24 protein-coding genes and 1 pseudogene are annotated in these 26,216 nt (G+C 45.0%); 6 read left to right on the top strand and 19 right to left on the bottom strand.

Annotated features, from left to right (window positions below; genetic code table 11):
* Positions 1 to 36 precede the first annotated feature (36 nt).
* The 15 genes from DA100_RS16030 to DA100_RS16100 all read right to left on the bottom strand — a co-directional run bounded on the left by DA100_RS16030 (position 37) and on the right by DA100_RS16100 (position 16,719).
* Positions 37 to 1,740, bottom strand: coding sequence for a SpoIIE family protein phosphatase (locus DA100_RS16030; RefSeq protein ID WP_138973048.1), 1,704 nt, complete (start codon positions 1,738 to 1,740; stop codon positions 37 to 39).
* A gap of 17 nt (positions 1,741 to 1,757) precedes the next feature.
* Positions 1,758 to 2,057, bottom strand: coding sequence for an STAS domain-containing protein (locus tag DA100_RS16035; RefSeq protein WP_138973049.1), 300 nt, complete (start codon positions 2,055 to 2,057; stop codon positions 1,758 to 1,760).
* A 38-nt stretch (positions 2,058 to 2,095) separates the two neighbouring features.
* Positions 2,096 to 3,256 (bottom strand): methyl-accepting chemotaxis protein, encoded by a 1,161-nt coding sequence (locus DA100_RS16040; RefSeq protein WP_138973050.1) that lies wholly within the window; start codon positions 3,254 to 3,256, stop codon positions 2,096 to 2,098.
* Between the two features lie 28 nt (positions 3,257 to 3,284).
* On the bottom strand, positions 3,285 to 4,325 hold the full coding sequence (locus DA100_RS16045; RefSeq protein WP_138973051.1) for a chemotaxis response regulator protein-glutamate methylesterase: 1,041 nt from the start codon (positions 4,323 to 4,325) through the stop codon (positions 3,285 to 3,287).
* Complete coding sequence (locus DA100_RS16050) at positions 4,325 to 4,972, bottom strand: chemotaxis protein CheD (protein WP_138973052.1); 648 nt, start codon at positions 4,970 to 4,972, stop codon at positions 4,325 to 4,327. The genes DA100_RS16045 and DA100_RS16050 overlap by 1 nt, the downstream gene beginning before the upstream one ends.
* A 9-nt stretch (positions 4,973 to 4,981) precedes the next feature.
* On the bottom strand, positions 4,982 to 5,839 hold the full coding sequence (locus DA100_RS16055) for a protein-glutamate O-methyltransferase CheR (RefSeq protein WP_138973053.1): 858 nt from the start codon (positions 5,837 to 5,839) through the stop codon (positions 4,982 to 4,984).
* Positions 5,824 to 8,220 carry an aerotaxis transducer Aer2 gene (aer2, locus tag DA100_RS16060; RefSeq protein ID WP_138973054.1) on the bottom strand — a complete coding sequence of 799 codons (2,397 nt, stop codon included), beginning with the start codon at positions 8,218 to 8,220 and terminating at the stop codon, positions 5,824 to 5,826. Before aer2 ends, DA100_RS16055 begins: the two co-directional genes overlap by 16 nt.
* A 70-nt stretch (positions 8,221 to 8,290) precedes the next feature.
* Positions 8,291 to 8,761 (bottom strand): chemotaxis protein CheW, encoded by a 471-nt coding sequence (locus tag DA100_RS16065; RefSeq protein WP_138973055.1) that lies wholly within the window; start codon positions 8,759 to 8,761, stop codon positions 8,291 to 8,293.
* Positions 8,758 to 9,300, bottom strand: a complete 543-nt coding sequence (locus DA100_RS16070; protein WP_240800946.1) for a chemotaxis protein CheW — start codon at positions 9,298 to 9,300, stop codon at positions 8,758 to 8,760. The genes DA100_RS16065 and DA100_RS16070 overlap by 4 nt, the downstream gene beginning before the upstream one ends.
* A gap of 30 nt (positions 9,301 to 9,330) precedes the next feature.
* Positions 9,331 to 11,394 (bottom strand): chemotaxis protein CheA, encoded by a 2,064-nt coding sequence (locus DA100_RS16075; RefSeq protein ID WP_138973057.1) that lies wholly within the window; start codon positions 11,392 to 11,394, stop codon positions 9,331 to 9,333.
* Between the two features lie 43 nt (positions 11,395 to 11,437).
* A complete protein-coding gene (locus tag DA100_RS16080) occupies positions 11,438 to 11,797 on the bottom strand; it encodes a response regulator (protein ID WP_138973058.1) in 360 nt (119 codons plus the stop codon).
* Positions 11,790 to 12,086, bottom strand: a complete 297-nt coding sequence (locus tag DA100_RS16085) for an STAS domain-containing protein (RefSeq protein ID WP_138973059.1) — start codon at positions 12,084 to 12,086, stop codon at positions 11,790 to 11,792. The genes DA100_RS16080 and DA100_RS16085 overlap by 8 nt, the downstream gene beginning before the upstream one ends.
* A 355-nt stretch (positions 12,087 to 12,441) precedes the next feature.
* Complete coding sequence (locus DA100_RS16090; protein ID WP_138973060.1) at positions 12,442 to 14,430, bottom strand: GNAT family N-acetyltransferase; 1,989 nt, start codon at positions 14,428 to 14,430, stop codon at positions 12,442 to 12,444.
* A gap of 92 nt (positions 14,431 to 14,522) precedes the next feature.
* Positions 14,523 to 15,494 (bottom strand): ParB/RepB/Spo0J family partition protein, encoded by a 972-nt coding sequence (locus DA100_RS16095; RefSeq protein ID WP_138973061.1) that lies wholly within the window; start codon positions 15,492 to 15,494, stop codon positions 14,523 to 14,525.
* A gap of 7 nt (positions 15,495 to 15,501) precedes the next feature.
* Positions 15,502 to 16,719, bottom strand: coding sequence for a ParA family protein (locus DA100_RS16100; protein ID WP_138973062.1), 1,218 nt, complete (start codon positions 16,717 to 16,719; stop codon positions 15,502 to 15,504).
* Positions 16,720 to 17,959: 1,240 nt separating this feature from the next.
* On the opposite strand from DA100_RS16100, the gene DA100_RS16105 reads away from it, so the two are divergent.
* Positions 17,960 to 19,930: a replication initiator protein RctB domain-containing protein gene (locus DA100_RS16105; RefSeq protein ID WP_138973063.1), complete on the top strand. Its 1,971-nt coding sequence runs from the start codon at positions 17,960 to 17,962 to the stop codon at positions 19,928 to 19,930.
* Between the two features lie 334 nt (positions 19,931 to 20,264).
* Here DA100_RS16105 and DA100_RS16110 read toward each other — a convergent pair whose 3' ends face one another.
* Positions 20,265 to 20,738: a transcriptional regulator gene (locus DA100_RS16110; RefSeq protein WP_138973064.1), complete on the bottom strand. Its 474-nt coding sequence runs from the start codon at positions 20,736 to 20,738 to the stop codon at positions 20,265 to 20,267.
* Between the two features lie 432 nt (positions 20,739 to 21,170).
* Between DA100_RS16110 and DA100_RS16115 the strand changes: the two genes are divergently transcribed.
* From DA100_RS16115 to DA100_RS16125, 3 genes are all read left to right on the top strand, one after another.
* Complete coding sequence (locus DA100_RS16115; RefSeq protein WP_138973065.1) at positions 21,171 to 21,368, top strand: hypothetical protein; 198 nt, start codon at positions 21,171 to 21,173, stop codon at positions 21,366 to 21,368.
* 164 nt (positions 21,369 to 21,532) lie between these two features.
* On the top strand, positions 21,533 to 21,742 hold the full coding sequence (locus DA100_RS16120; protein WP_138973066.1) for a DUF3283 family protein: 210 nt from the start codon (positions 21,533 to 21,535) through the stop codon (positions 21,740 to 21,742).
* 93 nt (positions 21,743 to 21,835) lie between these two features.
* Complete coding sequence (locus DA100_RS16125) at positions 21,836 to 22,552, top strand: YebC/PmpR family DNA-binding transcriptional regulator (protein ID WP_138973067.1); 717 nt, start codon at positions 21,836 to 21,838, stop codon at positions 22,550 to 22,552.
* Between the two features lie 41 nt (positions 22,553 to 22,593).
* Here the strand turns inward: DA100_RS16125 and DA100_RS16130 are convergent, their stop codons facing one another.
* On the bottom strand, positions 22,594 to 22,830 hold the full coding sequence (locus DA100_RS16130; RefSeq protein ID WP_138973068.1) for a DUF2798 domain-containing protein: 237 nt from the start codon (positions 22,828 to 22,830) through the stop codon (positions 22,594 to 22,596).
* A gap of 83 nt (positions 22,831 to 22,913) precedes the next feature.
* On the opposite strand from DA100_RS16130, the gene DA100_RS16135 reads away from it, so the two are divergent.
* Together DA100_RS16135 and DA100_RS16140 are read left to right on the top strand one after the other, a co-directional pair.
* The gene (locus DA100_RS16135; RefSeq protein ID WP_138973069.1) at positions 22,914 to 23,819 is read left to right on the top strand and encodes a LysR family transcriptional regulator; all 906 of its coding nucleotides are present in this window, start codon (positions 22,914 to 22,916) and stop codon (positions 23,817 to 23,819) included.
* Positions 23,820 to 23,856: 37 nt separating this feature from the next.
* Entirely contained in the window at positions 23,857 to 24,588 is a 732-nt protein-coding gene (locus tag DA100_RS16140; protein WP_138973070.1) for an SDR family oxidoreductase, read from the top strand.
* A gap of 171 nt (positions 24,589 to 24,759) precedes the next feature.
* On the opposite strand, the gene DA100_RS16145 is transcribed toward DA100_RS16140, so the two are convergent.
* A complete protein-coding gene (locus DA100_RS16145) occupies positions 24,760 to 25,719 on the bottom strand; it encodes a DUF6708 domain-containing protein (RefSeq protein ID WP_138973071.1) in 960 nt (319 codons plus the stop codon).
* A 77-nt stretch (positions 25,720 to 25,796) separates the two neighbouring features.
* Positions 25,797 to 26,216, bottom strand: a pseudogene (locus tag DA100_RS21040) (hypothetical protein); the annotation flags it as partial.

Consider the following 26,216-nt stretch of genomic DNA (forward strand, 5'->3'; position numbering starts at 1 on the left):
ATATCACTAGATGATGTTTTTACACTGTAAATAACGTTAGCTAGAGCTCGGAAAGTGATGAGCCGATTTTAACGAATATACTGCGGTGACACTGCGCCCCTGCTTTGAATACTCTAGTGAATCACACAATTCCGAAGCAAGAACGATACCGCGTCCGTGGGTGAGCGGCTGTTTTTCCTGACTTGAACCATAATTTTTCTGATAATCAAACCCTTCTCCATTATGCTCAAGTTCCATGATCAACTTTTCTTCTTTAGGTAAAAAATTGATGCTGAGTTCTGTCCAAGCACTGTCTTCCAACTCTTTTAGCTTTTCCTCTCGCAGTTGATAGAACAAGAAAAAACCATCAGGCTCTTCTTTTATCGCAGAATCAAGTCTTAACAACCCGTGCTCAATCGCGTTGGCAAACAGCTCTGAGAGCACAGAACATACCAAGTCCAAATGCACTCCACCATGCAGTATGCCTGCCACGAACTTACGCACTTCAATCATCACGGAAACATTGCGCAATACTTCTCCATCTAAGCGCAGCTTAGATTGGCTGGGAATCTGATTGATCGTCGTGCTATTTGGCGGTGGTTCTTGAACATTGCCGTTGGAGATAGGAAACCGCATGGCAAGAATGGATAAGTCATCCCCAACAGGCTTGTTCGCAAACTGACGAACGGAATCATACAAGGTTGGGATAATGGCTCGATTTGACAAAAAAGCCTTCTCTAAACGCTGCTGACCAAATTGTTCACCTTCCTCATTCATCGCTTCGATAACACCGTCGGTATAGCAGATGATCTGTTGGTCTGGTTCCAATTTGAAATGCACCAAGTCCGATTCAAACTCATGAGGTTGTAGAACCCCCAATGGCATGTGAGTGGAAGTCAGTCGACGGACGATTGAGCCATCTCGCTCAATCAAGTAACCATCAGGAAGCCCTCCCCCCCACCAAGAGACTTCAAACCCATTGGCTCGTACCTCAAAAATACTTGCCGCCAACATCATGCCCATAGGTAAGAAACGGACTAAAACTTCATTAATCTCCCGAGCAATCTCTCCTAAAGAAAGCCCCTTTGATGCCATGGAAAAGAATGCACGTGTAGCTGGTATGGCAGAGATTGCGGCAGGTAAGCCATGGCCAGTCGCATCAGCGATCATGACATAAACACCCCCATGAGGACGATTTGCCACAACGATTAAGTCACCGTTAAATACGGTAGATGGGGTTGAGAGGTAATTAATGCCAAAGATACTTTTTACCTGAGAACTCATCTCTATCATCAGATTAGAGAAAATGGACTCAGCGATCGCGTAATCATATCGCACCTGTTCATGGAACTGGCTGAGTTCATCGCGCTGTTCCATTACTTCATTATGCATCTTAACAATGCGATAGTGCGCTTGAACTTTTGCCAGCAAAACACTCCGTTCGACGGGCTTGAGAATAAAATCATCGCCATATTTCAGGCAACGTTCAAAAGATGCATGATCGTCTAATACTGTGAGGAAAATGATCGGTATATGGACATCAGGAAAAGCCTGCCGAATCTCGCTTGCAGTCGTGATGCCATCTTTGACAGGCATCATCACGTCAAGCAAGATGACATCAGGCAAGTCATCCATTTCCAACATCGCCTGAACCACGCCTTCGCCATTTTCAAATGTGCTTACAACGTCAGAGAGATCGCTAAGCATAAAGCGGCATAGCTCTCTGTTCGTAGCATGATCATCAACAATCATTACATGCATACGACCTCCTCAGCTTTTCATTCGATGACAAACTTCTTGTCGAATCGAGAAATGGTCAAAATCTTTCTAACTTGTGGCAAGGTGTTGGTTATTTTAATCATGCCATCGTCTTGGCCTAAATAATTATGCATATTGAGCAACATGCCTAATCCAGCACTATCGATATAATCAACTTTTCTTAGGTCTATCGTAAAACGAAACTCTTGTCGGTCGTTATAACAGCGCCTAAAGTCCTGCACCAAATTGAACCCAAAAGCGCCCTCAATCAGTATTGTTATATGTTTCGCCGCAGCGTCTACCTGTGCTTCAACTGACATGTTTATCTCCTTGTGAAATAGTTAGACAACTCAAGAGTTCAGAACAGTTCAACCTCTCCTTCGTCAATGCTTTCTTGAGAAGCCGCTGGAGCACCACGATTGTCAACTTGCTCCTGTAATTCGACTAACGCCAATGTGAATTCATTAAAATCGATACCATTTGTTGTCCACTGTTGGCAGAGCTCAGCAAACTGCTGTAGATAGCCCACGGTTTGCTTGGCGTAATCACCTTGCTGGACAATGATATCGGCAAACTGTAAAGCACGAATTCCGTTATCAACTTGGGCGTGCAACAGCTCGCCACTGGAACGGATTTTCTGTACCTCCTGCTCTACAGATATATTTACCTGCTGTACGCCTCGCAACATGTCATCGACTTTTTCCTTCGACTCAATGGCCTCGGTCATATCAATAGAGGCCATTTCACCAACGGTTTTGTTCGCCTCTTTAACCGTTTGTTGAGCCACACTGATCTCAGCTTCAATCTGGGTATTTAATTCTTCTGCTTTCACCGATAAGTTGCGTACCTCCTGAGCCACAACAGCGAATCCGCGTCCAGCGTCACCAGCCCGAGCTGCTTCTATTGCTGCGTTTAACGCCAACAAATTTGTCTGCTCAGACAGACCTCTCACTTGCTCCAGCAAGCGGAATACGGCGTCCAATTTATCCGACATATCATGAATACTATGTACCGCCGAGATACTTTTCTCTGAGACATCCACAAGAGTATCGACAAACTGACGAATGATTGCCTCAGTTTTAGGCAGTACCTGACTAATGTCGCTATCGCTATCACGGCTGCCAAGCAGATTGTCGACCAATTCAGCGGTGATCTGATTTTGCCCCTCCGCAAGTTTTTGTAGTTCAAAGTAGCTTTCGTTGAGAGTCTCCACTGACTCATCCACCACACTTCTCTGATGATCTAAAGGCTCTTTTAGTTGCTGAGAAAGCACCGTAAGTAGCGGATAGACTTCCTTAGGTGTGGTATTCACTTGGCTTGGCGTTGCCACCGCTTGAGCACTCGGTTCACTGTTATTCATTTGCTTTGGCATGACCAGCCATGGGATTGCCGCAGCCAACACCATCAAAGCAACATGGGCGATAGAGGAGGACATACTCACAGCAATCGACAAGAGCAAGACTTGTAAGCCAACAGCGATGAAGTAGCGGGTTTTAATTTTGCTTATTTTTGTTTTCATCGTTCTTCCTTGATGTTGTAAGCCCAAACTATGAATCGCTAGATAAGTAGTGGCATATCTGCTCAGCAACGCTGTTGAGGTCAACCACTGACATTGCTGCATCCATTTCTACCGCGACACGAGGCATTCCCCAAACGACGGAAGAGGCTTGGTCCTGAGCGATGGTTTTCGCCCCCTGCTCTTTCATCCGAAGCATGCCTCTGGCTCCATCTTGTCCCATCCCCGTCAAGATCACACCTATGGCTTTTTTGCCTACCGTTTCTGCCACTGCATCAAACATGACATCAACGGAAGGCTTGTGTCGGTTGACGGCGGGACGATCATCGAGCTGACAGTAGAGGTGAGTACCACGTCGAACAACAACGATATGTTTGTCACCCGGAGCAAGATAGGCGCAGCCATTGCTCAATGGGGCTCGATTCGCGGTGAGCTCCTTAACCTCGATATCACTATGTTCATTGAGACGTTCAGCAAAAGAAGAGGAGAACATAGCACTGATATGTTGGGTAATGATGATCGGGGGTAACCCAGACGGCAAAGTAGATAGCACTTGTTTTACCGCTTCAGTTCCACCGGTTGATGCGCCGATAGCAATCACTTCTACTTTGTGATTATGCTTAGGGGCCGAGAGCTTAACGGCCGAATTGTGTGCTGACGATGTTGCAACATTCGCTCCCGCCGCCATCTTGATTTTTTCGTTAACCAACGCTTTATAGTTCACCATATCAGCCGTACTTTCTACCGCTGGTTTAGGGAAATAATCTACCGCGCCAAGCTCTAATGCCGCCAGTGTCGGCCCTGCCCCATGTTGAGTAAGAGTGGAAATCATCACCACAGGCATCGGTCTTAGACGCATCAAGTTTTTTAAGAACTGGACACCATTCATTTTTGGCATTTCGATGTCGAGTGTCAGCACATCGGGATTATGTTGCTTGATCAACTCTCGTGCTTGAAAGGGGTCTTCTGCCATGGCAACCACTTCTAAATCAGGATCTGAGTTGATCAGTTGTTGTAGCAAAGCCCTGAAGACTGGCGAATCATCAACAATAAGTACTTTAATTTTTCTCATTAAAACAGCTCCACGTCATCGTCATGTGGGCGATGACTTTCCCTATCCAACTGACTGGCATATTTTTCTTCTTGGTGCTGTAGGAGGTGCACTTCTGTAAACGGAATTCTCTTTAACCACGCCCTACCACTTATCGGGTCAAAAATGACTTTCCGAGGTTCAAGACCTCCTAGATCTTGTGCTGTCACATTCATTCCTTCTTGTTGAATGTAATTAAGAATAAATGCGACGTTCTTTTCCCCTATCATCGAGTTGCGCCCTAACATTTGCGCCCCTCCGAAGACCTTCACCTGCAAGGAAGATCGCTTAGCGCCTCTAGCGAGCATGGCATTAAGCAACATTTCCATCGCATAGCTCCCATAACGAGAAGCAGTAGAGACGACCTCCTCTGGATTCCATGATTTGAGCTGAGACTTGCTGTCAAATGGCAACAAAAAGTGATTCATTCCACCAATCCCTTGATTGGCATCCCACATACAAGCCGCGACACACGACCCTAGCCCTGTCGCGATCAACTCGTCTTGCGCTTTTGTGCTATATATCCCTCCTGGTAACAACTTCACTATGTGCTTTTCTTGGGTTGGATGGTAAAAGCGATTGAAGTGACTGTTTTCATATTTTGGTGTTACTAGCCTCGAACTGATCATTGTTATTGCCTATTTTTTTACGTAAATGGTGTGCCCAACATGGTGAAACAGATCAAGGTTCGCAGGGACACTCTCTGAATGACCAATAAAGAGCACGCCATTTGGTTTGAGTTGTTGATAAAAACGTTTGATCAATTTTGCTTGGGTCTGTCTGTCGAAATAGATCATCACATTCCGACATGAGATCAGATCAAAGGGCTCTGAAAAATCCCAATTCTCCAGTAAGTTCAACTGACGAAACTGAATGTATTTTTGCAATCCAATGCGACACTTAATGTTGCCCTGCTGTGCCCCAGTACCACGGACAAAACTCGGTTTAAGATACTTACTCGGTATCGTTTTAATCGCGTCATCGCTATAGATTCCACGCTGCGCATGTTGCAATACTTTGGTATCCAAATCCGTCGCAGTCAGTCTGATATCTTCAAACTGGTCGAACGCCTGTGCCCAATGGAGAGAAGCCACAAAGCTGTACGGCTCCTCTCCGGTTGAACAACCTGCGGACCAAATTCTGAGTTTGCTCAGTCCTTGTTCTCGCCACTCTTTAACAAGTACCTTTTCAAGAAACTCAAAGTGGTGATACTCGCGAAAGAACTGCGTTTTATTGGTTGTCAGGCAATTAATGAAGTTAGCTTGCTCCGACGGGTCCTGCTCAATCATGGGTCGGTAATCGCGAAAACGACGTAGGCCTAGTCGCCGTAGCTGGCGACTAATCCGGCCATAAACCATGGTTCTCTTCCGATCTGAAAAGAAGATGCCGACGTTTTTATGCATGAACCACTGAATAAACTTGAAGTCTTTATCCGTCAGTTCAAACTCACTCTTATCAGCCACCGAGTTTTCAGCCTGAACTAGAACTCTTCCCATTCGTCCCCATCCTCTTCAAGCTTGAAGCTAGAATTGGCAACCTTTGGTGTTCTAATTTCGCGAACATTGTTGTCTCTCACTTTGTCCAACGACTTAGATTCAAAGGTGGTCACATTGTTGTCCGTCGCAAAGAAGTTCATCAGATGCAGCAGTTGCTTGCCTTCGTCTTTGAGTGATTGACTCGCCGCGGAGGTTTCTTCAACCAATGACGCATTCTGCTGTGTCATCTCATCCATTGTCGCTATCGCTCGATTGATTTCATCAATACCCGTAGACTGCTCCTGACTTGAAGAGGCAATCTGTGCAATCAGCTCTGTCACCTTCTCTACGGCTTCTACAATCTCATTGAGCGTTTCTCCCAATTCATCAACCAGACGTGAACCTTCGTCGACTTTTTCAACACTGTCTTTGATTAGGCCTTTGATCTCTTTCGCCGCCGCCGCACTGCGCTGTGCGAGATTACGGACTTCACCAGCAACAACAGCAAAACCACGACCCTGTTCACCAGCACGAGCGGCTTCCACGGCGGCATTGAGTGCCAATAAGTTCGTTTGGAAAGCAATCTCATCTATCACGCCAATGATGTCGGCAATTTTCTTACTCGCGGTATTGATCTCGGCCATTGCAGACACCGCCTGACCAACCACTTCACCACCTTTACTGGCTTTTTTAGCCGCATCATCCGATAGCTCGTTGGCTCCTTTGGCGTTATCCGCATTTTGGCGCACTGTTGCGGTCATTTGCTCCATACTCGCCGCTGTCTCTTCTAAGTTAGAGGCTTGAGCTTCGACGCGCTGACTCAAGTCATTGTTGCCTTCTGCAATCTCCGTAGAGGCAGTCGCAACGCGAGCCGATGACTGAGTAATTTTGTCAACCATATTGCGTAGGTTAAGAATGGAAGTGTTCACGGCATTGGACAGACGAGCAAACTCACCCGTGTTATCTTCGGGCATAGTGGTGTTGAGATTACCTTCGGCCACCTGACTCATGACATCGATACACTGGCCTAACGGAACAACCATGGTATCGAGTAAGTTATTGATGCCATCGCCCAACTCTTTCATAAAGCCGTTATAAACGCTGGTATCAATACGTTCACTCAAGTCACCGGCAATGGCTTTTTGAATCAAGGATTCGACCTGACGCTGACCATCTTGCTGTTCCGTGATGTCAACCCATTGCAAAGCTGGCCCTATGTAGTTGCCCTGCCCATCTCGCATCGCAATACAGGTGAGGTTAAATTCCAATCCGCCGACCGCAATATTGGAGGAGAAAGGGAGGCGATCAGGATTGGTAATGATGTTGCGCTGGTGGCCTGGATTCTTATGGAAGATGTCGATGTTCTTTCCAACCAGATTACTGGCATCAAATCCCGGTAGAACTTTCTGAAGATCACTTTCTCGGCTGCGCAGTAAATTGTGTAATGCAGGATTGAGATAGGTAATGATGCCCTCTTTGTTGGCCATCATAATATTGGTTGTCATGCCAGCAACCGCAGAGGCCAATCGACCAACCTCCTCTTCTTTAGCTCGCTCTTCAGTCACATCACGCCACTCAAGCGTATTGCCAATATAGTTGCCCTGAGCGTCATTAATCGCAGCAACATTTAACTCAATCTTTAAATCTTTGATGCTAATGTCAGTGCTGTACGGCAAGTTATTCGGATCAGACAGTAGTTGTCTTTGGTGAGCCGGATTGCGATGGAACTCGTCAATACAACGCCCCATTAACCACTCTTCACTGGCCGTAAACCCTGCCCATACTGAACGCATGGTTGCTTCATGCTTGCTAAACAGATTAAGGGTTTCTTGGTTGGCGTAAGTGATTAACAGGTCTCTGTCGATCATGACCATCGCGGTTTGCGCCTGATTCACCGCGGCTTGTAAGCGGGCAATATCATTCTTCTGCTTAAGCGCTTCCGTTACGTCAGACCATTCTAATGTGTTACCTACATACGTACCGCTTGCATCTATGATCGCCCCTACGTTCAGTTCGATCTTAACGTCTTTGACCGTGATGGTCGTGGTGTAAGGTAAGTTAGATGGATTGGATAGCATATGTCGTTGATGACTCGGATTGGTGTGAAACAAGTCTATGCAATAGCCCAGTAAGAACTCTTCGGTTGCTTTAAAATTAGGCCAAATCGATTGAAACAGAGCCTCATGCATCTTGAGCAGATCAATGGACTTCTGATTGAGATATGTGATATTGAAATCACGATCAATCATCATCAGAGCGGTTTGAGCTGTATTGAGTGCCGAGAGTAGTTGCTCCTTCGATATTCCTTGCTCTTCTTCAGGCAGGAACTCGTCGGTTAGCGTGTCCTGCGTTGGTGCTACGAATTGAGCAGCAGGCCCTGGTTGTTTATTCCAAAATGCCATGAGTTACCTCTCACTGGTTGCTTCTTCTGACGTGTATTACCAAAACGAATAAACCGCATTCAGATTGGCATTAAGCCCAACTCTCTTCCGCTTGGTTGGGTACTGCTAGCTCTGCCGGATCGAACAAAGCGTCTAAATTAATAAGTACTAAATGACCATTGCTCACCGAGGCGATGCCACGGACATAGCTATGATCAACATCCGAGGATACGTGTGGTGATGGTTTTATCTGTTCTTCAGTCAACGGGTACACTTCTGAAACACCGTCGACAATAATGCCAAGTGGGTGTTTTTGGGTATCATTCAGCACAATCACAACCGTTGTGACACCTATTGTTGCGGGCGTTAAACCAAAGCGCATTCGTAAATCAACAATCGGCACATACTCTCCTCGGATCTCAAGCACACCTTTCATGTAGGCCGGGGAATTTGGCACCTCTCTGACGGGGTTCCAACCGCGAACTTCTCGCACATCCAAAATCGGTACGCCGTACTCTTCACCTTCAAGTACAAAACTAAGAAACTCTTGCGTCGCGATCATGATTCGGCCCTCAGAATGCGTTCAATATTGAGTAACTCTTCCGTGTTGAGCAGTGACATCACCTGATCGCCAACATTGATTAAACCTTGTAGGTAGGGCGTGACCATTGACTCACCGACTGCCGGATTGAGTTCATTGTGTCCGCGACTGACGACATCGCTCACGGCATCAACCACCAACCCCATCAAACGATCTCTTTCACTGTCACTGTAACGAAGTACAATCACGACTGTGGTTGGTAGATATTCACATTTGCCAACCGAGAAGCGAGAGCGTAAATCGATAACAGGAACAATCATTCCACGTAGGTTGATCACACCAAGAACAAACTTGGGAGCTCTGGGGATAGGCGTTGGTCTTTCCCAAACACGGATCTCTTCAACATCTTTGATTTCAACGCCATACAGTTCATGCGCCAGTTCGAAACTCAAAAAATCCGCGCTTTCGCTTACTTCATCACCCATGCTGTCGAGTAGCGCTTCCGCTTGTTCAGCAATATTTTTTTTCGCGACATCATTCATTCCAACGGAACGGTCCATGTCTGTGATTACTGCATCCATATCGTCTCCTTACGCCGCAATACCGTTGTGATTGACTTCGGAAGAACGATTGAGGAAGTTCGTGATTAACCCTTGGATATCGAGAATCAAAGAGACCGAGCCATCTCCTAAAATCGTTGCACCTGAGATACCAGCTACCTTGCTGTAGTTTGATTCAAGGCTCTTGATCACCACTTGCTGTTGGTCATGCAATTCATCAAGCAACAAACCCACTCGATTTCCAGCGGCCTCTACAAAGCAGAGAATGCGTTGCTCTAGTGCTCCACTCTCCCCCATCTCCAGCTCATCTTGGAGACGTAAAATAGGAATGTTTTCTTCGCGTAATCGATAGAGTTCAATACCACCAGAAGCAATCTTAATACAGGCAGGATCGATTTGAATTGATTCGACAATCGTCAGCAAAGGTATCACATACACCTCTCCCGCCACTTTGACTAACTGGCCATCAAGAATGGCTAATGTGAGAGGTAAACTAATCGTGAAACAACTTCCTTCACCCAGCTTAGATTCAACCTCGATATGTCCGCCGAGCTCCTCAATGTTGCGGCGAACAACATCCATTCCGACTCCTCGTCCAGAAATATCGGAAACTTGTTCTGCGGTTGAAAAACCCGGCGCAAAAATCAGATTCATCAGCTGTTTATCGGAATATTCGTCGCGGCGAGAATCCGCAGCCAATACACCTTTTTCTAATGCTTTATCCCATAACTTGTCACAGTTCAGCCCTGCACCATCATCTTTAATCTCAATCACTATTGAGCCCCCCTGATGGTAAGCATTCAACTCAATGACACCGACCTCCGGCTTTCCGCTTGCAAGTCGCGTCGATGGTTGTTCGATTCCATGATCAATACCATTTCGAACAAGGTGGACTAATGGATCGACAATGCGCTCGAGTACGGTTTTATCGAGTTCGGTTTGCTCACCTTTTATTTGTAGATCCACCTGTTTCTCAAGACGACTCGATAGATCCCGCACCAAACGCGGGAAACGGCTGAATGCAAAACTCATCGGTAACATACGAATATTAAGTACGTTTTCTTGCAAGTCTTTGCTATTTTGCAGCAGTTGATCTAGGCCTGTTTTGAGCTTCTCTAATTTCTCAATCGTAAAGTCATTGCCAATTTCAGTGAGCATGGACTGGGTAATCACCAATTCGCCAACTAAGTTAATCAGGCTGTCGACTTTGTCTATGTCGACACGGATAGAACTCACGCTGGAATCTGATTTTGCCGCCTTTGTCGATTTCGCTTCAGTTTCTGTTTTCTTTTCGACGGCCTCAACTTGAGGTGCTGTTTGGACAAGGTCAGACAACGCTTCACTAGCATCACTCGATTCATTGCTACCAATGCGTTCAACGGTTAAGTCACACTCATCTTCAACCCACTCGAAAATCTCTCGGATTAAATCCTCTTCAACCAATCCGCTGATAGTGGCATGCCAAGAGAGATAGCAAAGTTCAGACTCCAAGGCTTCAATATCAGGAAGTTTTGATGTGTCGACATCTATCACACAAGACGCATCCAGTTCAGTCAGCTCACGAAGAATCCTTAGTGGATCGTTACCACTAAAGAACATCTCCTGATGTGGGGTGAACACGATTAGCCAAGGCTGGTTGCTTTGGTTGGAAGGTGAGCTTTGCGTTTCGGCTAGCCCAGCATTTGATGACTGAGGCTCTATTGAGTTCTCATCCAATAAGGCAACTAACTTGAGACTTACTTCTTGCTTGAGAGCGTCATTCACTTCACTCCCCTGTTCATGACCTTCAAGCATGCTGTGGATACAATCACCGCTCTTCAGTAACAGGTCGATCGTTTCGGCACTGAGACTACGTTGTTGATTGCGAACGAGATCGAGGTAAGCCTCGACGCTATGCGTAAATTCGCTGATGTCGAGTAGATTAAACGTCCCTGCTCCCCCTTTGATTGAGTGAGCAGCACGAAAAATCGTATTGATTGACTCATCTTCTACATGGGTAGGATCCAAATTGAGCAACACATCTTCAAGCACTTCAAGATTTTCACGACATTCCTCGTAAAACATCTTGCGTAACTGTTCCATGTCCAATGCCATAATAACCTCACCAATTGACGTTGCTATGTGAGAGAAGCGTCGTTTAAATCACACGTTTTAATGTTTTTAGGAGTGTGTCTGGATTAAACGGTTTTACTAACCAACCTGTCGCTCCAGCTGACTTACCTTCTTGTTTCTTGTCGGCGCTGGTTTCCGTGGTCAGCATTAAAATCGGAATAAACTTGTATTGCGGCTTTTCGCGTAGCGCTTTAACCAGCTCAAATCCACCCATATTTGGCATATTGACATCCGAAATGACCACATCGAATTTCGCTGAAGTCACTTTGCTTAGAGCGTCTCGCCCATCGTTTGCAGTCTCTACGTCATAGCCAGCGTCACGTAATGTGTGACTGACCATTTGGCGAATAGACACAGAATCATCCACAGCTAGTATTTTAGTCATGTTGCAGTTCTCCAACTTCACTATTGATATCAAACTGATCGTGCAGTCCTAATGTATTCATACCCTCGATTAGTAATGGAGTAGGTTTTACTAGTCGAATATCGATTTGATGGGATTTAGCGGATAGGAATAACGCGGTCAATGCCTGTAACCCCGCGGCATCAACGCGATTGACCTGTGAAGCATCGATATGAAGTTGATTGGTATCTTGAGCAAGCCAAGCCTTATAGTCATTGGCGCTATCGAGCACTGTCGAGATGTCCAATGACGCAGGTAATAAACAGTCCATGTTTTCAACCTTCACTTTATTATTATTCCTAGCCGATATTAACCATGTTGCTTAAGATGAGTGTAGGAAGGAATAATTAATGCGCAAGCAAGTAAAACTAGATAGTTTGGGTGAGAGTTTGATGCAGAGAGACGATATAAGAACTTTTATCTTTAAGAATTAATCAATTACATAAGTTTGCACAGTTGGATAAATTTTCACAATTTTATCCACTGCCGTTTGAAAAACGACATGCAAAACTCTGAAACGTTTTCGATTTACAGTGTAAACACCAACGCGGTTTACACTGTAAATGGCTCCACACAGAACCGCTTTTACAGTGTAAATTTTGTAGATTTAGTGCGAGTAGAGAGAGTTAAGTGAGTAACTCACTTAACTGCTGACGAAAAACTTGCTCTGCCTGCTTCCTACCAGCAAAACCAAATTCAGCTATACAAGATGACCAAGTGTTTCGTTGCACCACGAGGCGTATGAAAAAGTCGCTGACTTTGCCTGCCAATGAAGGGGTATCTTGCCACCAAGAATAGAGATGGGGAGCGACGCTTTCGTAACTTGCCCCGCCTAAGCAATACCGCTCGAACAGTGGGTTGAAGCTAGGTTTATCAACGGAAGCATCTTTATTTGCGATTAAACTACGGACGAGTTCAATCTCAAGTTGAGCAAACAGAGTACTCAATGAATAATCGAAGCAATGAAAAAACTGCGTCCTCGCACTATTAAGCCAATCGACGTTCCCTTTCACCATCACAAGAGAGTGTGTTCCACTCGCTTGATCACGTTGGCTGCCCAGCCGAACTGACGCAAAACCGCAGCGACGCCAAAATTGAACCAATTCACTCGTCGCCCCAAAGCTGGTGGAGTAAAAGTCATAGTCGCTATTGTGTATCAACTGACGAATCAATTGCTGTCCAATCCTTTTTCTTTGACCTTGAGGATGAACAGCAATCCGCATGATACGTAAGCTCGATTGTTGCGCCGCTTCCGTGATGCCAAGCTGGTTTGCCAAAGTTGTCGCAACCAAATGCCCTTTTGGTCGACGCTTACCCATACAAATCTGCTCAAGCAGATCACTCGTCAACTTACCCTCTTCAATCGCTAGAATACATCCAAGGCAGATATCACCATCGAATGCGGTATAAAGGTGAATGGCATCGTCAGCGAGTAACAACATCAGGTCATTCGGTGAAGTTTGGTAGTGAGCGTTGACCAACAAAGCAAAACAGTTGTTAAGAATCTCAGGAGAAGAAATCAGTTGACGCTTGTCTACCCGCTGCAAGATAGGGTCTTGAGCATGACTGGAAATATCCATCAACTCACTATTGAGAAGAAAACTATCAAATAACCACTTTTCTAACGGGTCATGAGTTGCCCATCTTATAGGCTGTTGCAGATGATAAAAGGACGTTCCTGGGCGTTGCTGTTTAAGCCAAGTTTGAAACTTTAAGCTAAAGCCACGACCACAACCTTCATAGCCATGAATCGTCGTTGAAAAGACAGCTCGATGGTATCGTTCTACCATACTTTGCAGCATAGGAATTGGAATCGCTGAGGCTTCATCAACCAATAGACAATCAAGCTCAGTTTGGTTGCGTAATAACTCATCCGGCGCAACAAACTCAAGAATCGACTGCTGAAAGCACAGCTGGTTGTTGTCCATCTTGACGCCATTCAGTAAACGACTGGCATGCTCAAAAACAGGTTGAACGGTTGCGATACTTGGCGCGGTAACGACGATGCGTAGAGTACGAGATTGCATCAGTTGAGCCGCAGCTATGCCTAGGGCACTACTTTTTCCGCGCCCACGATCAGCGGTCATCACTAATGGTCTCTTTCGGTGACCTTCCACCACTTTGATAATTTTCTCTATCGCTTGTTGTTGGTCTCGATAAGGCTCGAAATCACTGACCTTAGCGCTAGGTAGTTGGGGCAACGATTGATCTTGATGGAGCTGAATCAGTCCACCCAATGCGTTCGCCAACCACATTTGGTCAAGACGCTCTCTGTCTTCTTTGGCGGTGATGATAACAATCAGACCGCCTCCTCGAACACAGCCTGTTGCGGCGGTAAAACTGTTGGCATCAAAGCCAGCACGAAAATCACAGATCAGCAGTTGGCACTCTTGCCCCAACAACTGCTGACCCTTATTGAACTTAGCGAACCGACTGACTTCTACTGAAGCATCGCCACCCAATTGATAGATAGCCGATGGATCAACTTGGCTAGCAACCTCGACAAGACATTGCTGTTGCCACTCATCGCTTCCACGAACAACGACACCAAAACGGTGATTACGCTGAGTGGCAATAACGAGAAGCTGAGAAAAGTAGTCGTGTATGGTTTTCATGCAATAGGTACTGTTTCAATCGTGTTTATCTGCCGACATTATGACATAAAAAAAGCCGCCCAGAGGCGGCTTTATTTGACCAAACATTGTCATCAATTCAGTTTGCTTGCAACAAGATCCAGAATCTCTTTCATCAACGCGTCATCAACTTTCTTTAAGTTGAGCGTTAAGTTGCTGCCTTTACGACTGTAACTTGCACGACCTTTTACTAGATCGGTTTTACTTACCGCCGATTTCTTACTTGGCGCAAGCTCTTCAATCCAAGCTTCAATGGTTTCAGTCACCTCTTTGGTAATACGAGCCACACCTTGAGACTGACTTCTCTGCCATACAAAACCGTCCTTAGAGCGACACTTGTCTAGCAACTTACTCTGTTGGCTCTGCTCCAAACCATTAAATTGCTTGTGCAGTTTCACGATAGTCGGACGACCAAGTTCGGCAACGTTAGGGTAAGCTTGCAGCAATTCTAACGGCAAATCGGCAGCCTTAAGAGCACCACTGACTAACGCTTCACTGCACTGGAACATTTTTGCCAGTGCTTTCTGATCGTCTGCTTCACCTTTTTCCAGTTTAGCGAGCATCTCCTTGCCTTTTTCATACAAGGAAAGTGGCTTGTGCGCGTTCGCAACGTCAGACAGGAACTTAGCATGCTCGGTACTGATGTTTTCGCCAACGTAAATAAGGAACTCTTGCCCAGCTAAGATACAAGACATGCGACGACGACTACCATCGAGCACTTCGATTTTTCCGTCTTCGCGCTTGCGCCCAACAGCAGGATATTGCTGGCCACGTTCTTTAAGTGTGACTAATACATCTGATAGCGCGTGTTCATTTAAGAACGCTTGCTCGCGCGCGTTTTCTGCGAAAACAACGGTCTTCTCGCTCACCTGCTCTGCCGGGATACGAACTAACTCAAACTCGACCTTCTCTTCACCCGCAACCGACAACTCAATGATTTGAGCTTTCTCTTTCGCCGCTTGCTGCGCTTCTTGTGGAGTCGTCACATGGCGCTTATTCGCTTTACCAAATAATCTCGCGTTCAAATCTGAAGTCTTAATTGCCATTTTCTACTTACCCCTGATTTAATGATGACCAATGACCATGAAGCACACGCTCCAGTTCTAATGCACTCTTCTGAACCGCATCTTGCGCTGTCGCTAGTGTCTTCTTACCGCCTTCAAAATCACTGGTTGTGAGATCGAAAACTGTGCTGTAGGTATCAGCACACGTTTCAAATGCGCGGCTACGCGGAATCGTTGCCATCATCACCTGATCACCAAGTAAATAGTTCATCTCGGTAAGAACTGCGACTTGCTTCTTGTTGTCATCTTCAAACATGGTCGGCATCAGACGAACAAATTCTAGCCCCTGCCAATCTTCTGGGAACATTTCATAAACGGTCGGTAAATGCTGGAAAAAGTTAACTGTCGATGCCCAGTCTAGTCGTTTCGCAGCACATGGGATCAATAGAGCATTCGACGCGTACATCGCATTCCATACTAATGGATCCACATGTGGCCCGGTATCAATCATGATCACATCAAAGTCGTCGGCAATTTTATCAATCAACTTTTCTTTCAGCAGCCTAACAATATCCAGTGATTGATTTTGTGATAGGTGCTGCCACGCTTCCGCGTTAAACATGGCATCTTCAGGGAACGCCGAAATCGTTTTTAAGTTAGGGTACTGAGTCGGCAACAACACGTTTTTGTGTAAGAACTCATTGTCGACTTCTACCCCCTCAGGCACGTTATCAAGCATGATATCGACAGCTGAGTAAATGTTGTCATGATCAGTCAGGCTAATCTGTGGATTTAAAAACAGACGTAGTGAACCCTGTGGATCTAAGTCGATAAGACAAATGCGGTAACGCTTGTCTAAGTTAAGCGCCAAGCAAGCAGCAAGATGAACCGCAGTCATCGACTTACCGGTACCACCCTTCTGGTTCTGAACATTAATGATCCACGGTTTATTTTCGTTATTTTTCTTACGTTCATGAAACTTCGGGATCCCCGCCGCATCCATCAACATATGTGCTTCTTGCAAAGAAATAGAGTAATGGTTGGCGTTGTTCTTAGTGAATTGGTGACCAGACTCTTCCAACTTGCTGATAGCATCATCAAGCTTACGGCGAGTTAAACCCGAGCGAGTTTCCATCAATGCTTTTGACATTGGTGGGAAATGCTCATCGCTACGCTCTTCCAACACAATTTCTATACGATCAGCTTGAACCTGAGCGGTTTTCTCAGCGAGCTGTATGAGATTCTCAATCGTATGTTCTCGTTTCATTTGCCAAATTCCGTTATTAGTGACTGAAAATTATTGTACAGCATTTACAACAATAAACAATAAAAAGGTGAACGTGCAATTATGGATGCGAATCACATTAAATAGAAATATGACATTCTATTTAATGCCAATCAGCAAAAATAGGTCAATTTGTTGTCAATTTTTGTCTCTACACGACATCACAAACCAGCACAGATTAAAAGTATTACAGCGTCACTTATTTACAATGTAAAAATGTAGGCACTAAAACACAGATGACATTCACTCGGAACGATTAAGATCGCTGTCTAATTTACGGTAGGTGCAATTTTGACTTTCAAAGTGATAACAAACGAGAAACTTTCATTAGGCAAGGGCGACAGATATATGGAGCTAACCATTCGCTAGACGAGTTCCGTTTCGGAACCATGATCAAGGAATATCTGGTGATCATGCTTTCAGGATAATTTCCCTATCTAGGAACAATGATCAAGGCGTTGAGTTGCTAAAAGCATGATCGACATTTTTGATAAACGATTGATCTAAGATCGGAACAATGATCAAGTAGTAGGAGTCTTCGGAAGCATGTAAATTTGTCACCAATTTACGGACAAATGCAGATGGACTAAGACTTGGGCTAATATAACGAGGTGAAAATCGCAATATTGACCGACAACTCAATAATTGGACGAACTCGCCTTCATTTCATGATCATGCTTTCGTAACCCTATTTACTCATAACCCAATGTGGATAAGATAGTAAACATGAAGCTCGACTTTCAAGATTGGCGTTAAAGCGTTCAATTTAACGATTTCAAGATTGTTTCCTTGATCATCGTTTCGCTAAATTGGACAATTATTAGCACTCGATGAGCAGAGGCAAATGTCTTTGTTTACTTCAGCTTGTGGATAAGGTGTGCAATTATGATGATCATGCTTTCATCATTGCATTGATCATTTATTCGATGCTGTGATGATCATCGTTCTAAGCATTTTTGATCATGCTTTCAAACACTTAATGATCATGCTTTCGTTATTTACATGATCATGCTTTCAGCCGACAAAAAAAATAGTTCTTATAACACAATCACTTACAAGCAAATTCTCGCCCAGATCAATAGATCATATAATCAATTAAGATCATATTAATCAAAAAGATCAGTTATTTAAGAGCAACAAGTTTTTCTTTATTTATGATCTTTTTTTCTTTATTCTTTCGGAACTATAGCGATATTACGGCTAGTGTGATACGGATCTAATAATGAGCTCAGAAGAAAAACTACTGATCAAAGCGCCAAGAAGCCACAAAGATGGGCACCTATTTGAAGTGTCGGAAGTCGCGGTTAACTGGATTGAACAATACCAACACTTTAAAGGCGTTACGAAAAGTATCGTTGAACTTCTTAACTTAATCTCTTTACGAGGCTTTAGCAGTAAAGATGGTTTAGTCTCGACTACCGAGCTTATTGATGCCACAGACGGACAAGTCACGCGAGCCGCAATTCAGCAGCGCCTGCGTGCAGCCGTCAATATTGGCCTATTTCAACAAGTTCCAGTTCGGTTCGAAGAAGGACTTGCTGGTAAAACGATGCTGCACCGCTTTGTTAATCCAAACCAATTGATCTCCGTGCTCGGTGCCACAAGTCTAGTGACTGAATCCGTCAAACTGAGTGAAAAGCAGAAACGATCAAAAGCGTTAGCTCAAACGCAAGTCAATAAACGCTTGCTCAATGAGCATGGTTTGAATACGCCACCAGCAATGAAAGATGAAGCGGATCAGTTTGTTGTTTCTCCCACTAACTGGGCTGGCATTATTGACCAGGCGCTAGCGCCACCACGTACGCGAAAAAGTTACCAAAAGAGCATGGTGTCGATCTCTGGTACACGTGCTGTGATCGAAACACGATCTTCTAAGAGCATCATGACCGTTGATGATCTGATGACTTTGTTTGCACTTTTCACGTTAACCGTGCAGTACCATGAGCATCATCAACATCAATACCAGCTAGATGGCACTCATGTACCGAATAAAACGCCGTTGTACATTACCGATATTCTCTCACTTCGTGGCAAGAAAGATAGCGGGCCAGCACGCGACTCAATTCGCGATAGTATTGATCGCATCGAGTTTACCGACTTTCAGCTACATGAGCTTACAGGTCGATGGCTAAGCGAGAACATGCCAGAAGGCTTTAAGAGCGATCGTTTTAGATTTTTGGCCCGTACCATCACTGCATCGGAAGAAGCCCCTACAGAGGGCGCTGACGGCGAAATACGCATTAAACCGAACCTATACATTCTTGTCTGGGAACCGTCGTTCTACGAAGAGCTGCTTACTCGCGATTATTTTTTCTTGTTCCCGCCTGAGATTCTTAAGCAGCACACGCTGGTTTTCCAGTTGTACAGCTACTTCCGAAGCCGTATGTCACGTCGTCATTCTGACGTGATGCTATTGAGTGAGTTAAATCAAAAACTGGCGCGTAACATTGAGTGGCGTCGCTTCTCAATGGATCTGATCCGCGAACTCAAAAAACTGTCAAAAGAGAAGGGGAGTGACGAGCTATTTGTCGTCAACCTTTGGGGTTATCATCTGACGATCTCGGCGATGATCGACAACGACAAAGTCAAAGATTATCAGTTCGATATTAAATGTGATGCCGAAGAAGTGCTCCGCTATTCTCGTGCTCGAACGACGAATGCTGGCAAACGTAATATGGCGCCAACGCTGCCAAACCCACTGCGCAATGAGATGGTGTCTAAACAACAGCTCGAAGAGATGTCGCAGATTATTGATGGCGAGTTCGAGCCTATCCAGCGCAAAGAGCGTGCACCACGCGGAAAACTCGGTCGTCGAGTGAAGCAACGCAAGCACCTAGTAGAGATCAATGCTGATGAAATTACCATTACTCTATCTAAATATACCTCATCAGAGGCTCTAGAGCGCTCTATAACAGCTTTAGCGGCGATGACAGGGCATTCCCATAGCTCAATCCAAGAAGAGTGTCTGGAGCTGATTGACAAGCTTGATTTCCTACGCGTAGGTGAACAGGCCGTTCCATACGAAACGTTGAGTAAGATGGTCGAGCTCTACAACAGCCAGAGCGAGAACAAGCATTTATCCATAGAGCGATTAATTGCTGGATTGGCTGTGCGCAGAAAAGTGTGTAAGCAAGTCTTTGAAGGTCATCTGGATGAAACAGTATTTAGAGCCTTGGATGAAGTCGCCGTTTGAGCCAACGACCATCAATGAAAACGCTCAAAAACACCTTGTTACACTCGACTAACATTAAGACAAAGCTACTACATTCCTCTGACAGAGCACTGACAATGTATCACTTCGAGTTGGATAATATTTATCCCGAATAGACAACCTTTTGTCCTTTCTGATGAATGAGGGATAGGATTATCCCTGATAGATTGGCTCATATAGTTACATTCATTCTGAATATTTTGCGAGTTCTCTGAACTCGCTTTTTTTTTGCCTGAATTTCCACTGCGGCACCTTGAGTTGCGGAGTAATGATCATGCTTCTCCTTGATCATTACTCCGCGTTTTTTCGCTCAATCCTAATGAAACGATGATTTACCTTGATCATAGTTCCGATCTTCATTCCATTGCTGCTGTGCCATAAAGCGAACATGGTTTTCGATCAATTGGTGTGATTCTATTTGCCAGCGTGGACATAGCTGTTGTGTACAGAACTCAAGACTGACCACGACCAGATTTTGCATTCTTTTCATACACCAATCTTTAAGCTCAAGTTCACTTTGATAGTGGACGACGACTTGCTGAAACTTACTGTAAGCAAATTGTAGGTACTGATAGGCTTTATCGGGTGAACGCTCTCGTTCTTGTTGGAAAAGGCGTAAGCATCCGTCGAGCCAGCACGCGATGGCCTTACTTTGCTGTACGGAAATGAATGGTCCCCAGATTTGATCAGGAGGAGAGAGGATCAGGGATTCTAGCTGGTTACCTTGATCATGCTTTCGATTTTGATACCAGTATTCGATCTGTGTAAGCCAGTTCTCCAATGGATTCATTGCGTTTTCACCTAATCATGTGCCGTGAAATCTCTAGGTGTGATTAGTTTGGTTCATGATGAGGTCATTTGGCAAATCACCACCGAGGTACATTCGATGTGAAAACAGACGTCAACGTCCCAATAATGGAGAGCAGCTATTGAGCGGTATCGAGTGCAAAAAAAATTGGAGTGCTATTTTTGTAAGCTGTAGGAGGCGAAGGTTGGGAGCATAGGCAGTAAAAAATGAGACCGAGATCGCCCAACTTTCTTTAGGGGTAATCCTTTAAATGTACTGTGAGACTTTTGGTGGATCAAAAACTATTTATCGAATTAACAGTAAGAATGTAGGAACTATTAGCATAATCACATTCTGAAGCTAAAATTCTTAACAAGGGGTGAGAGGTTTTGCTACAGATTAGCTGTCCCTTGCATGGTTTGTTCGGAGGTTATTATGTCCATTAATTCTATTGACCATGATGAAATGAGTAAAATTGCTGACAAGTGGGACTTCACGGAAGAAGTTGAGTCACAGAAGCCTGTGAAGGGCGTTAAATCCGCAGAAGCTCGTCGTCGTATTGAAGCATTAAGAGAGATTCGAGAAAGCGGTTTAACAATCGAAGAAGCCAAAGAGCTTGGCATCTTGCACTAGTCAGAAACTCTATCACGAATACTTAAGGGTGGCGTAGGAAAGCCACCCTTTATTTTTTCGCTAATTTTTGAGCGATTCCTCTCGCCATAGTGCGATTCTCTCTCTACATTCGCTTTTGGTGTGGTATATTCCCCCTCCATATTTTTACAGATTTGAGCTTTAATATGTCGATCAACCTGTCTAACCTCTCGGCTAGCGAAAAAAACAAGATAGAGCTTGATAAGCAAGCATCGTTTTTGGTTTGGAAACTCCGTGAAGCTAAAGCTGGTCCAGATGAAATCGACCAGACAGCAGCAAAGATCACTGATGACGAAGAACAAGCCTCATTTTTAGAGTCTGTAGCCAAATATAAACGAGTAATGGGTGTGGCATAATCCACTCATTTCCTCAGCAAGTGTCAGAAATTGAAAAGCTCACACGTTTTGCTAAAATCCTTCGCAATAAATTGAACTAGAGAGAACATCCCGATGGGAAGAAGTTTTGAAGTGCGCAAAGCCTCAATGGCAAAAACTGCAGGCGCAAAAATTAAAGTTTATTCCAAATACGGTAAAGAAATTTACATGTGCGCGAAAAACGGTGGCGGAGACCCAGACATGAACTTGTCTCTGAAACACCTAATCGCAAAAGCGAAGAAAGACCAAGTTCCTGCACACGTTATCGAAAAAGCGATCGACAAAGCGAATGGTGGTGGCGGTGAAGACTACGCTCCAGCGCGTTACGAAGGCTTTGGCCCTGGCGGCACTAGCGTAATCGTTGACTGTCTGACAGACAACGGCAACCGTACTTTCCAAGATGTTCGCCAATGTTTCGTTAAAACAGGTGCTAAGATCGGCGTTGAAGGTTCTGTTTCTCACATGTTTGATCACCAAGCTGTATTCCAGTTCAAAGGCGATGACGATGAAGTTATTCTTGAAACGCTAATGATGGAAGACGTAGACGTGACGGATGTTGAGCTTGAAGACGGTGTAATCACTGTATTCGCTCCTCATACAGAGTTCTTTAAGACTAAGACGGCGCTTAACAGTGCATTCCCTGATCTGACAATCGATGTCGAAGAGATCACTTTCGTTCCTCAAACTCACACTCCAGTAGCGGGTGAAGACGCTGAGAAATTCCAGAAGTTCCTTGACCTTCTAGACGATTGTGATGATGTTCAGCAGGTTTACCACAACGCTGAACTGTAATCTTTACCGTTGAAAAAACCGAGCCTTAGTGCTCGGTTTTTTTATGCCTGAGAGGTGGAGGTTTGACCCGTGAGCCAACTAGAAAGTCGGCGAACTTGTGGCAGGACAGTCAGGTTGAGCGTTAACGCTACTGGCCACGCAATAATAAAACTATCGAGCCATATAGCAGGCCATTGGTGATTGAAGCCGAGTTTATACCCAGATAGTAGTCCTGACATAATGACCGCCATTGTCAGCGACGATAATAGCGCCGAAACCCAAAATTGTTTGCGATTCATAATTTATGCTCCTGTGCTTGTTGTTTTGCTGTAAATGAGGATATAACTATCCAATAGTGAAAAATATAAGCAGGTTTAGAAGTATGAATTCCATATTTGGAAATATTGATGATCTCTATCTGTTTTGCAGTGTGGTTGAGCAAGGCTCGTTACTCGGTGCTTCCAAGACTTTACACATCCCCGTCTCGACCATGTCACGCCGCTTATCCGCGCTTGAGCAGCGATTAGGGATGCGTTTACTAGAGAAGAAGGGCAGAGAACTGGTTGCGACACAAAGTGGCTTAGAAGCCTTTGAGTCGCTTCGTAGCGGTATGGAGTCGATCGAAAGTGGCTTTAGCCAGATGCTGAGTGAAACTCAAGAAGTCTCTGGCACGATTAAACTGGCCATTCCGCACAATTTCTATCGTGCTTTTGTTGGCGAAGTCGTCGAACAGTTTTTGGTGGATTATCCTAAGGTGATGTTAGATCTGGTGCTCAGTCAGGAACAGGCCGTCCCCCAAACGGATCGCGATCTCCTCATCACTTTCGATTTAGCGGATATGGATGACATGATCGCTAGGCCTTTGTTTACTGCTCATCATGGCTTTTTCGCTAGTCCAGAATATTTGGCGAAAGTAGGGCGAGTGGAAAGCCTCAGTCAGTTAAACCAACTGAATTGGGTCAGTGTTGATCATGTCGTAGATATATCCGTCTACCAGCAGCAGAGTTTGGTCGATGTTCTTCACATCAAGCCCAAGCTGATCGTCAATGACATACTTGCGGTATGCGGTGCAGTTGAAAAAGGGTTAGGTGTTGCCTCGCTGCCGTTTCGACATGTCCACGAGGGAATGAATATGGTGCGAGTGTTGCCTCAATACCAGCGCAGTGCTAGGCAAGCGTACTTGGTCTATAAACAGCGACGTTATCAGCCCAAGGCATTGACTCTGTTGGTCGAACGGTTAATGAGTGGGGTGGAGAGAATGCAGCATCCTGAACGTTTTACAGTGTAAAGTCGCCTTTCATAATTAGGGAATAATTGGAGAAACAATGGATAAGGTAGTCATCGTTACAGGAGCAGGACGGGGAATAGGCGCTGAAACGGCAGTATTGCTGGCAAGCCAAGGCTATGCGGTATGCGTCAACTATCTCAGTAATGATTTGCGGGCTAAACAGGTCGTCGACCAAATCCTTGTTGCTGGTGGAGAAGCGTTTTCTTATCAGGCCGATGTTTCCAGCGCAGAGCAAGTATCCGCGATGTTTGAGGCAACCCGTCAACGTTATGGATTGGTGACTCACCTAGTAAACAATGCCGGTATTTTGTTTACTCAGTCTAAGCTTTGCGATATCGAATTAGAGCGTTTTCAAAAGGTTATGCAAACCAACGTAATCAGTTGCTTCCTTTGTTGTAAAGCGTTTATCAATCAACCGGGGAAGAAAAAGGCGATTGTGAACGTCTCTTCGGCTGCCTCACGTTTGGGCGCTCCATTTGAGTATATTGATTATGCGGCCTCCAAAGGGGCAATGGATTCATTAACCAAAGGATTGTCACTTGAGTTAGCAGAGGAAGGGATTCGTGTAAATGGTGTAAGGCCAGGCTGCATTTACACGGAAATGCACGCAGATGGTGGAGAGCCAGATCGTGTTGACCGTCTCGCTTCAAGCCTACCTCTTAAGCGTGGTGGAACGCCTCAGGAAGTGGCACAAGCCATCGCATGGTTGCTATCGGAGGAAGCTTCTTATGTGACTGGAACCTTTATTGAACTCGCTGGTGGTCGCTAATCGTCTTTAGGTTAAAGCATTAACTTTTTATACAGCACGGAAGAGCACTGAGTTCTGCTTGGTATTTGATATCGATGTTGCAGCAATAGCGCTATCTGCAATATCAGCGCAAAGAAAATCACCGTATACACATTATCGCCTCTGATATGGACAGACTGTCGTGAAAAACGTCTAATGCCAATTGCATCGCTTACCTGTCCACTCATGGACTTGTTCCGGCCATTTATGTCTCAAAGGATTACACCAGAGTGAAAAAAGAGCGGGGCGGAGTAGAAATAAAATTGGCAAAACCAAGATAAAGCGAATCAATGCGACAAAGTTGCTGTATCCTTGCTCTCTAGCTTTATCTGTGTTGATGCCCGGAACACGTGGAGTTTTACTGATCTCATACCATAGCGGTTGTTCGTCTGCCATATAACGACGAACGTATTCCCAATAGCCATATACAGGGGCATGACTGCCCATGTTGTGCAGCAAACTGAGATATTGATGGCGTTGACCAGTTAAATCAGCATTGACCGCGTGTTGAGGGTTAAGCCAGAGCATTAACTCATAGCCATCTTTTAACCGCCCGTAGCCCATATGGGTTTTTGCAACAATCACAGATATTTCACACTCTTGCCATGGAATACGATAGAGCACTTTATTGTGCCAAACGTAAACCTCTTGGTTTTGTTTATGAAAGCGTACCGGCATAGCGATGGGCTTGAATAAACTTAAGCCCATACAAATGACGAGAATTGCCAGAACGGTGATATCGACGTAACTGAGTGACCATGTATCTCCAGCGGTGTAGACCATCGAGGTTTTGACAAGCAGCCAGAGCAAGGTAAAGAAAATCACCGCATACACATTATCGCCTCTGCTATGAACAGACCGAACTCGCATATCAATAAACCCTTCGTGGCCCCCTGCAGAAAAGCCGTCAAAAAACTCCCCCATATCTTCAGCGTCTTTTCTTCGGTGAACGATGGGGATTTTTTTATTGCCGGGGTTTAATGGCTCTTGCTGAATTAAATGACCATTAGGGTAATGTTCCACACCGTGTTGGGTAATATGGAAGTTGGGAGTAATACCAAAGTCTTCTGGCCCGACCCAATGATTGGGGCCGACTTGTCTAATCTCACTCATGATGGGTTATTCCTCCGCGAACAGCTCGACTGCCGCTCGATTGAGCGCCAGTGCGGATAAACTGTCGTGAAAAACGTCTAATGCCAATTGCATCGTTTACCTGTCCACTCATGGACCTGTTCTGGCCATTTGTCTTTCAGAGGATTACACCAGAGTGAAAAAAGAGCGGGGCGGAGTAGAAATAAAATTGGCAAAACCAAGATAAAGCGAATTAAGGCGACAAAGTTGCTGTATCCTTGCTCTCTAGCTTTATCTGTGTTGATGCCCGGAACACGTGGAGTTTTACTGATTTGGTACCACAGTGGCTGTTCGTCTGCCATATAGCGGCGAACGTATTCCCAATAGCCATACATAGGGGCATGACTGCCCATGTTGTGCAGCAAACTGAGATATTGATGGCGTTGACCAGTTAAATCGGCATTGACCGCGTGTTTAGGGTTAAGCCAGAGCATTAACTCATAGCCATCTTTTAACCGCCCGTAGCCCATATGGGTTTT

Source organism: Vibrio sp. Hep-1b-8 (assembly GCF_006124995.1).
Taxonomy (GTDB): Bacteria; Pseudomonadota; Gammaproteobacteria; order Enterobacterales; family Vibrionaceae; genus Vibrio.

Coding starts and splice junctions, on each gene's coding strand:
- DA100_RS16030 (WP_138973048.1), bottom strand. CDS start 1,740: ATGCATGTAATGATTGTTGATGATCATGCTACGAACAGAGAGCTATGC.
- DA100_RS16035 (WP_138973049.1), bottom strand. CDS start 2,057: ATGTCAGTTGAAGCACAGGTAGACGCTGCGGCGAAACATATAACAATA.
- DA100_RS16040 (WP_138973050.1), bottom strand. CDS start 3,256: ATGAAAACAAAAATAAGCAAAATTAAAACCCGCTACTTCATCGCTGTT.
- DA100_RS16045 (WP_138973051.1), bottom strand. CDS start 4,325: ATGAGAAAAATTAAAGTACTTATTGTTGATGATTCGCCAGTCTTCAGG.
- DA100_RS16050 (WP_138973052.1), bottom strand. CDS start 4,972: ATGATCAGTTCGAGGCTAGTAACACCAAAATATGAAAACAGTCACTTC.
- DA100_RS16055 (WP_138973053.1), bottom strand. CDS start 5,839: ATGGGAAGAGTTCTAGTTCAGGCTGAAAACTCGGTGGCTGATAAGAGT.
- aer2 (WP_138973054.1), bottom strand. CDS start 8,220: ATGGCATTTTGGAATAAACAACCAGGGCCTGCTGCTCAATTCGTAGCA.
- DA100_RS16065 (WP_138973055.1), bottom strand. CDS start 8,761: ATGATCGCGACGCAAGAGTTTCTTAGTTTTGTACTTGAAGGTGAAGAG.
- DA100_RS16070 (WP_240800946.1), bottom strand. CDS start 9,300: ATGGACCGTTCCGTTGGAATGAATGATGTCGCGAAAAAAAATATTGCT.
- DA100_RS16075 (WP_138973057.1), bottom strand. CDS start 11,394: ATGGCATTGGACATGGAACAGTTACGCAAGATGTTTTACGAGGAATGT.
- DA100_RS16080 (WP_138973058.1), bottom strand. CDS start 11,797: ATGACTAAAATACTAGCTGTGGATGATTCTGTGTCTATTCGCCAAATG.
- DA100_RS16085 (WP_138973059.1), bottom strand. CDS start 12,086: ATGGACTGTTTATTACCTGCGTCATTGGACATCTCGACAGTGCTCGAT.
- DA100_RS16090 (WP_138973060.1), bottom strand. CDS start 14,430: ATGAAAACCATACACGACTACTTTTCTCAGCTTCTCGTTATTGCCACT.
- DA100_RS16095 (WP_138973061.1), bottom strand. CDS start 15,494: ATGGCAATTAAGACTTCAGATTTGAACGCGAGATTATTTGGTAAAGCG.
- DA100_RS16100 (WP_138973062.1), bottom strand. CDS start 16,719: ATGAAACGAGAACATACGATTGAGAATCTCATACAGCTCGCTGAGAAA.
- DA100_RS16105 (WP_138973063.1), top strand. CDS start 17,960: ATGAGCTCAGAAGAAAAACTACTGATCAAAGCGCCAAGAAGCCACAAA.
- DA100_RS16110 (WP_138973064.1), bottom strand. CDS start 20,738: ATGAATCCATTGGAGAACTGGCTTACACAGATCGAATACTGGTATCAA.
- DA100_RS16115 (WP_138973065.1), top strand. CDS start 21,171: ATGTCCATTAATTCTATTGACCATGATGAAATGAGTAAAATTGCTGAC.
- DA100_RS16120 (WP_138973066.1), top strand. CDS start 21,533: ATGTCGATCAACCTGTCTAACCTCTCGGCTAGCGAAAAAAACAAGATA.
- DA100_RS16125 (WP_138973067.1), top strand. CDS start 21,836: ATGGGAAGAAGTTTTGAAGTGCGCAAAGCCTCAATGGCAAAAACTGCA.
- DA100_RS16130 (WP_138973068.1), bottom strand. CDS start 22,830: ATGAATCGCAAACAATTTTGGGTTTCGGCGCTATTATCGTCGCTGACA.
- DA100_RS16135 (WP_138973069.1), top strand. CDS start 22,914: ATGAATTCCATATTTGGAAATATTGATGATCTCTATCTGTTTTGCAGT.
- DA100_RS16140 (WP_138973070.1), top strand. CDS start 23,857: ATGGATAAGGTAGTCATCGTTACAGGAGCAGGACGGGGAATAGGCGCT.
- DA100_RS16145 (WP_138973071.1), bottom strand. CDS start 25,719: ATGAGTGAGATTAGACAAGTCGGCCCCAATCATTGGGTCGGGCCAGAA.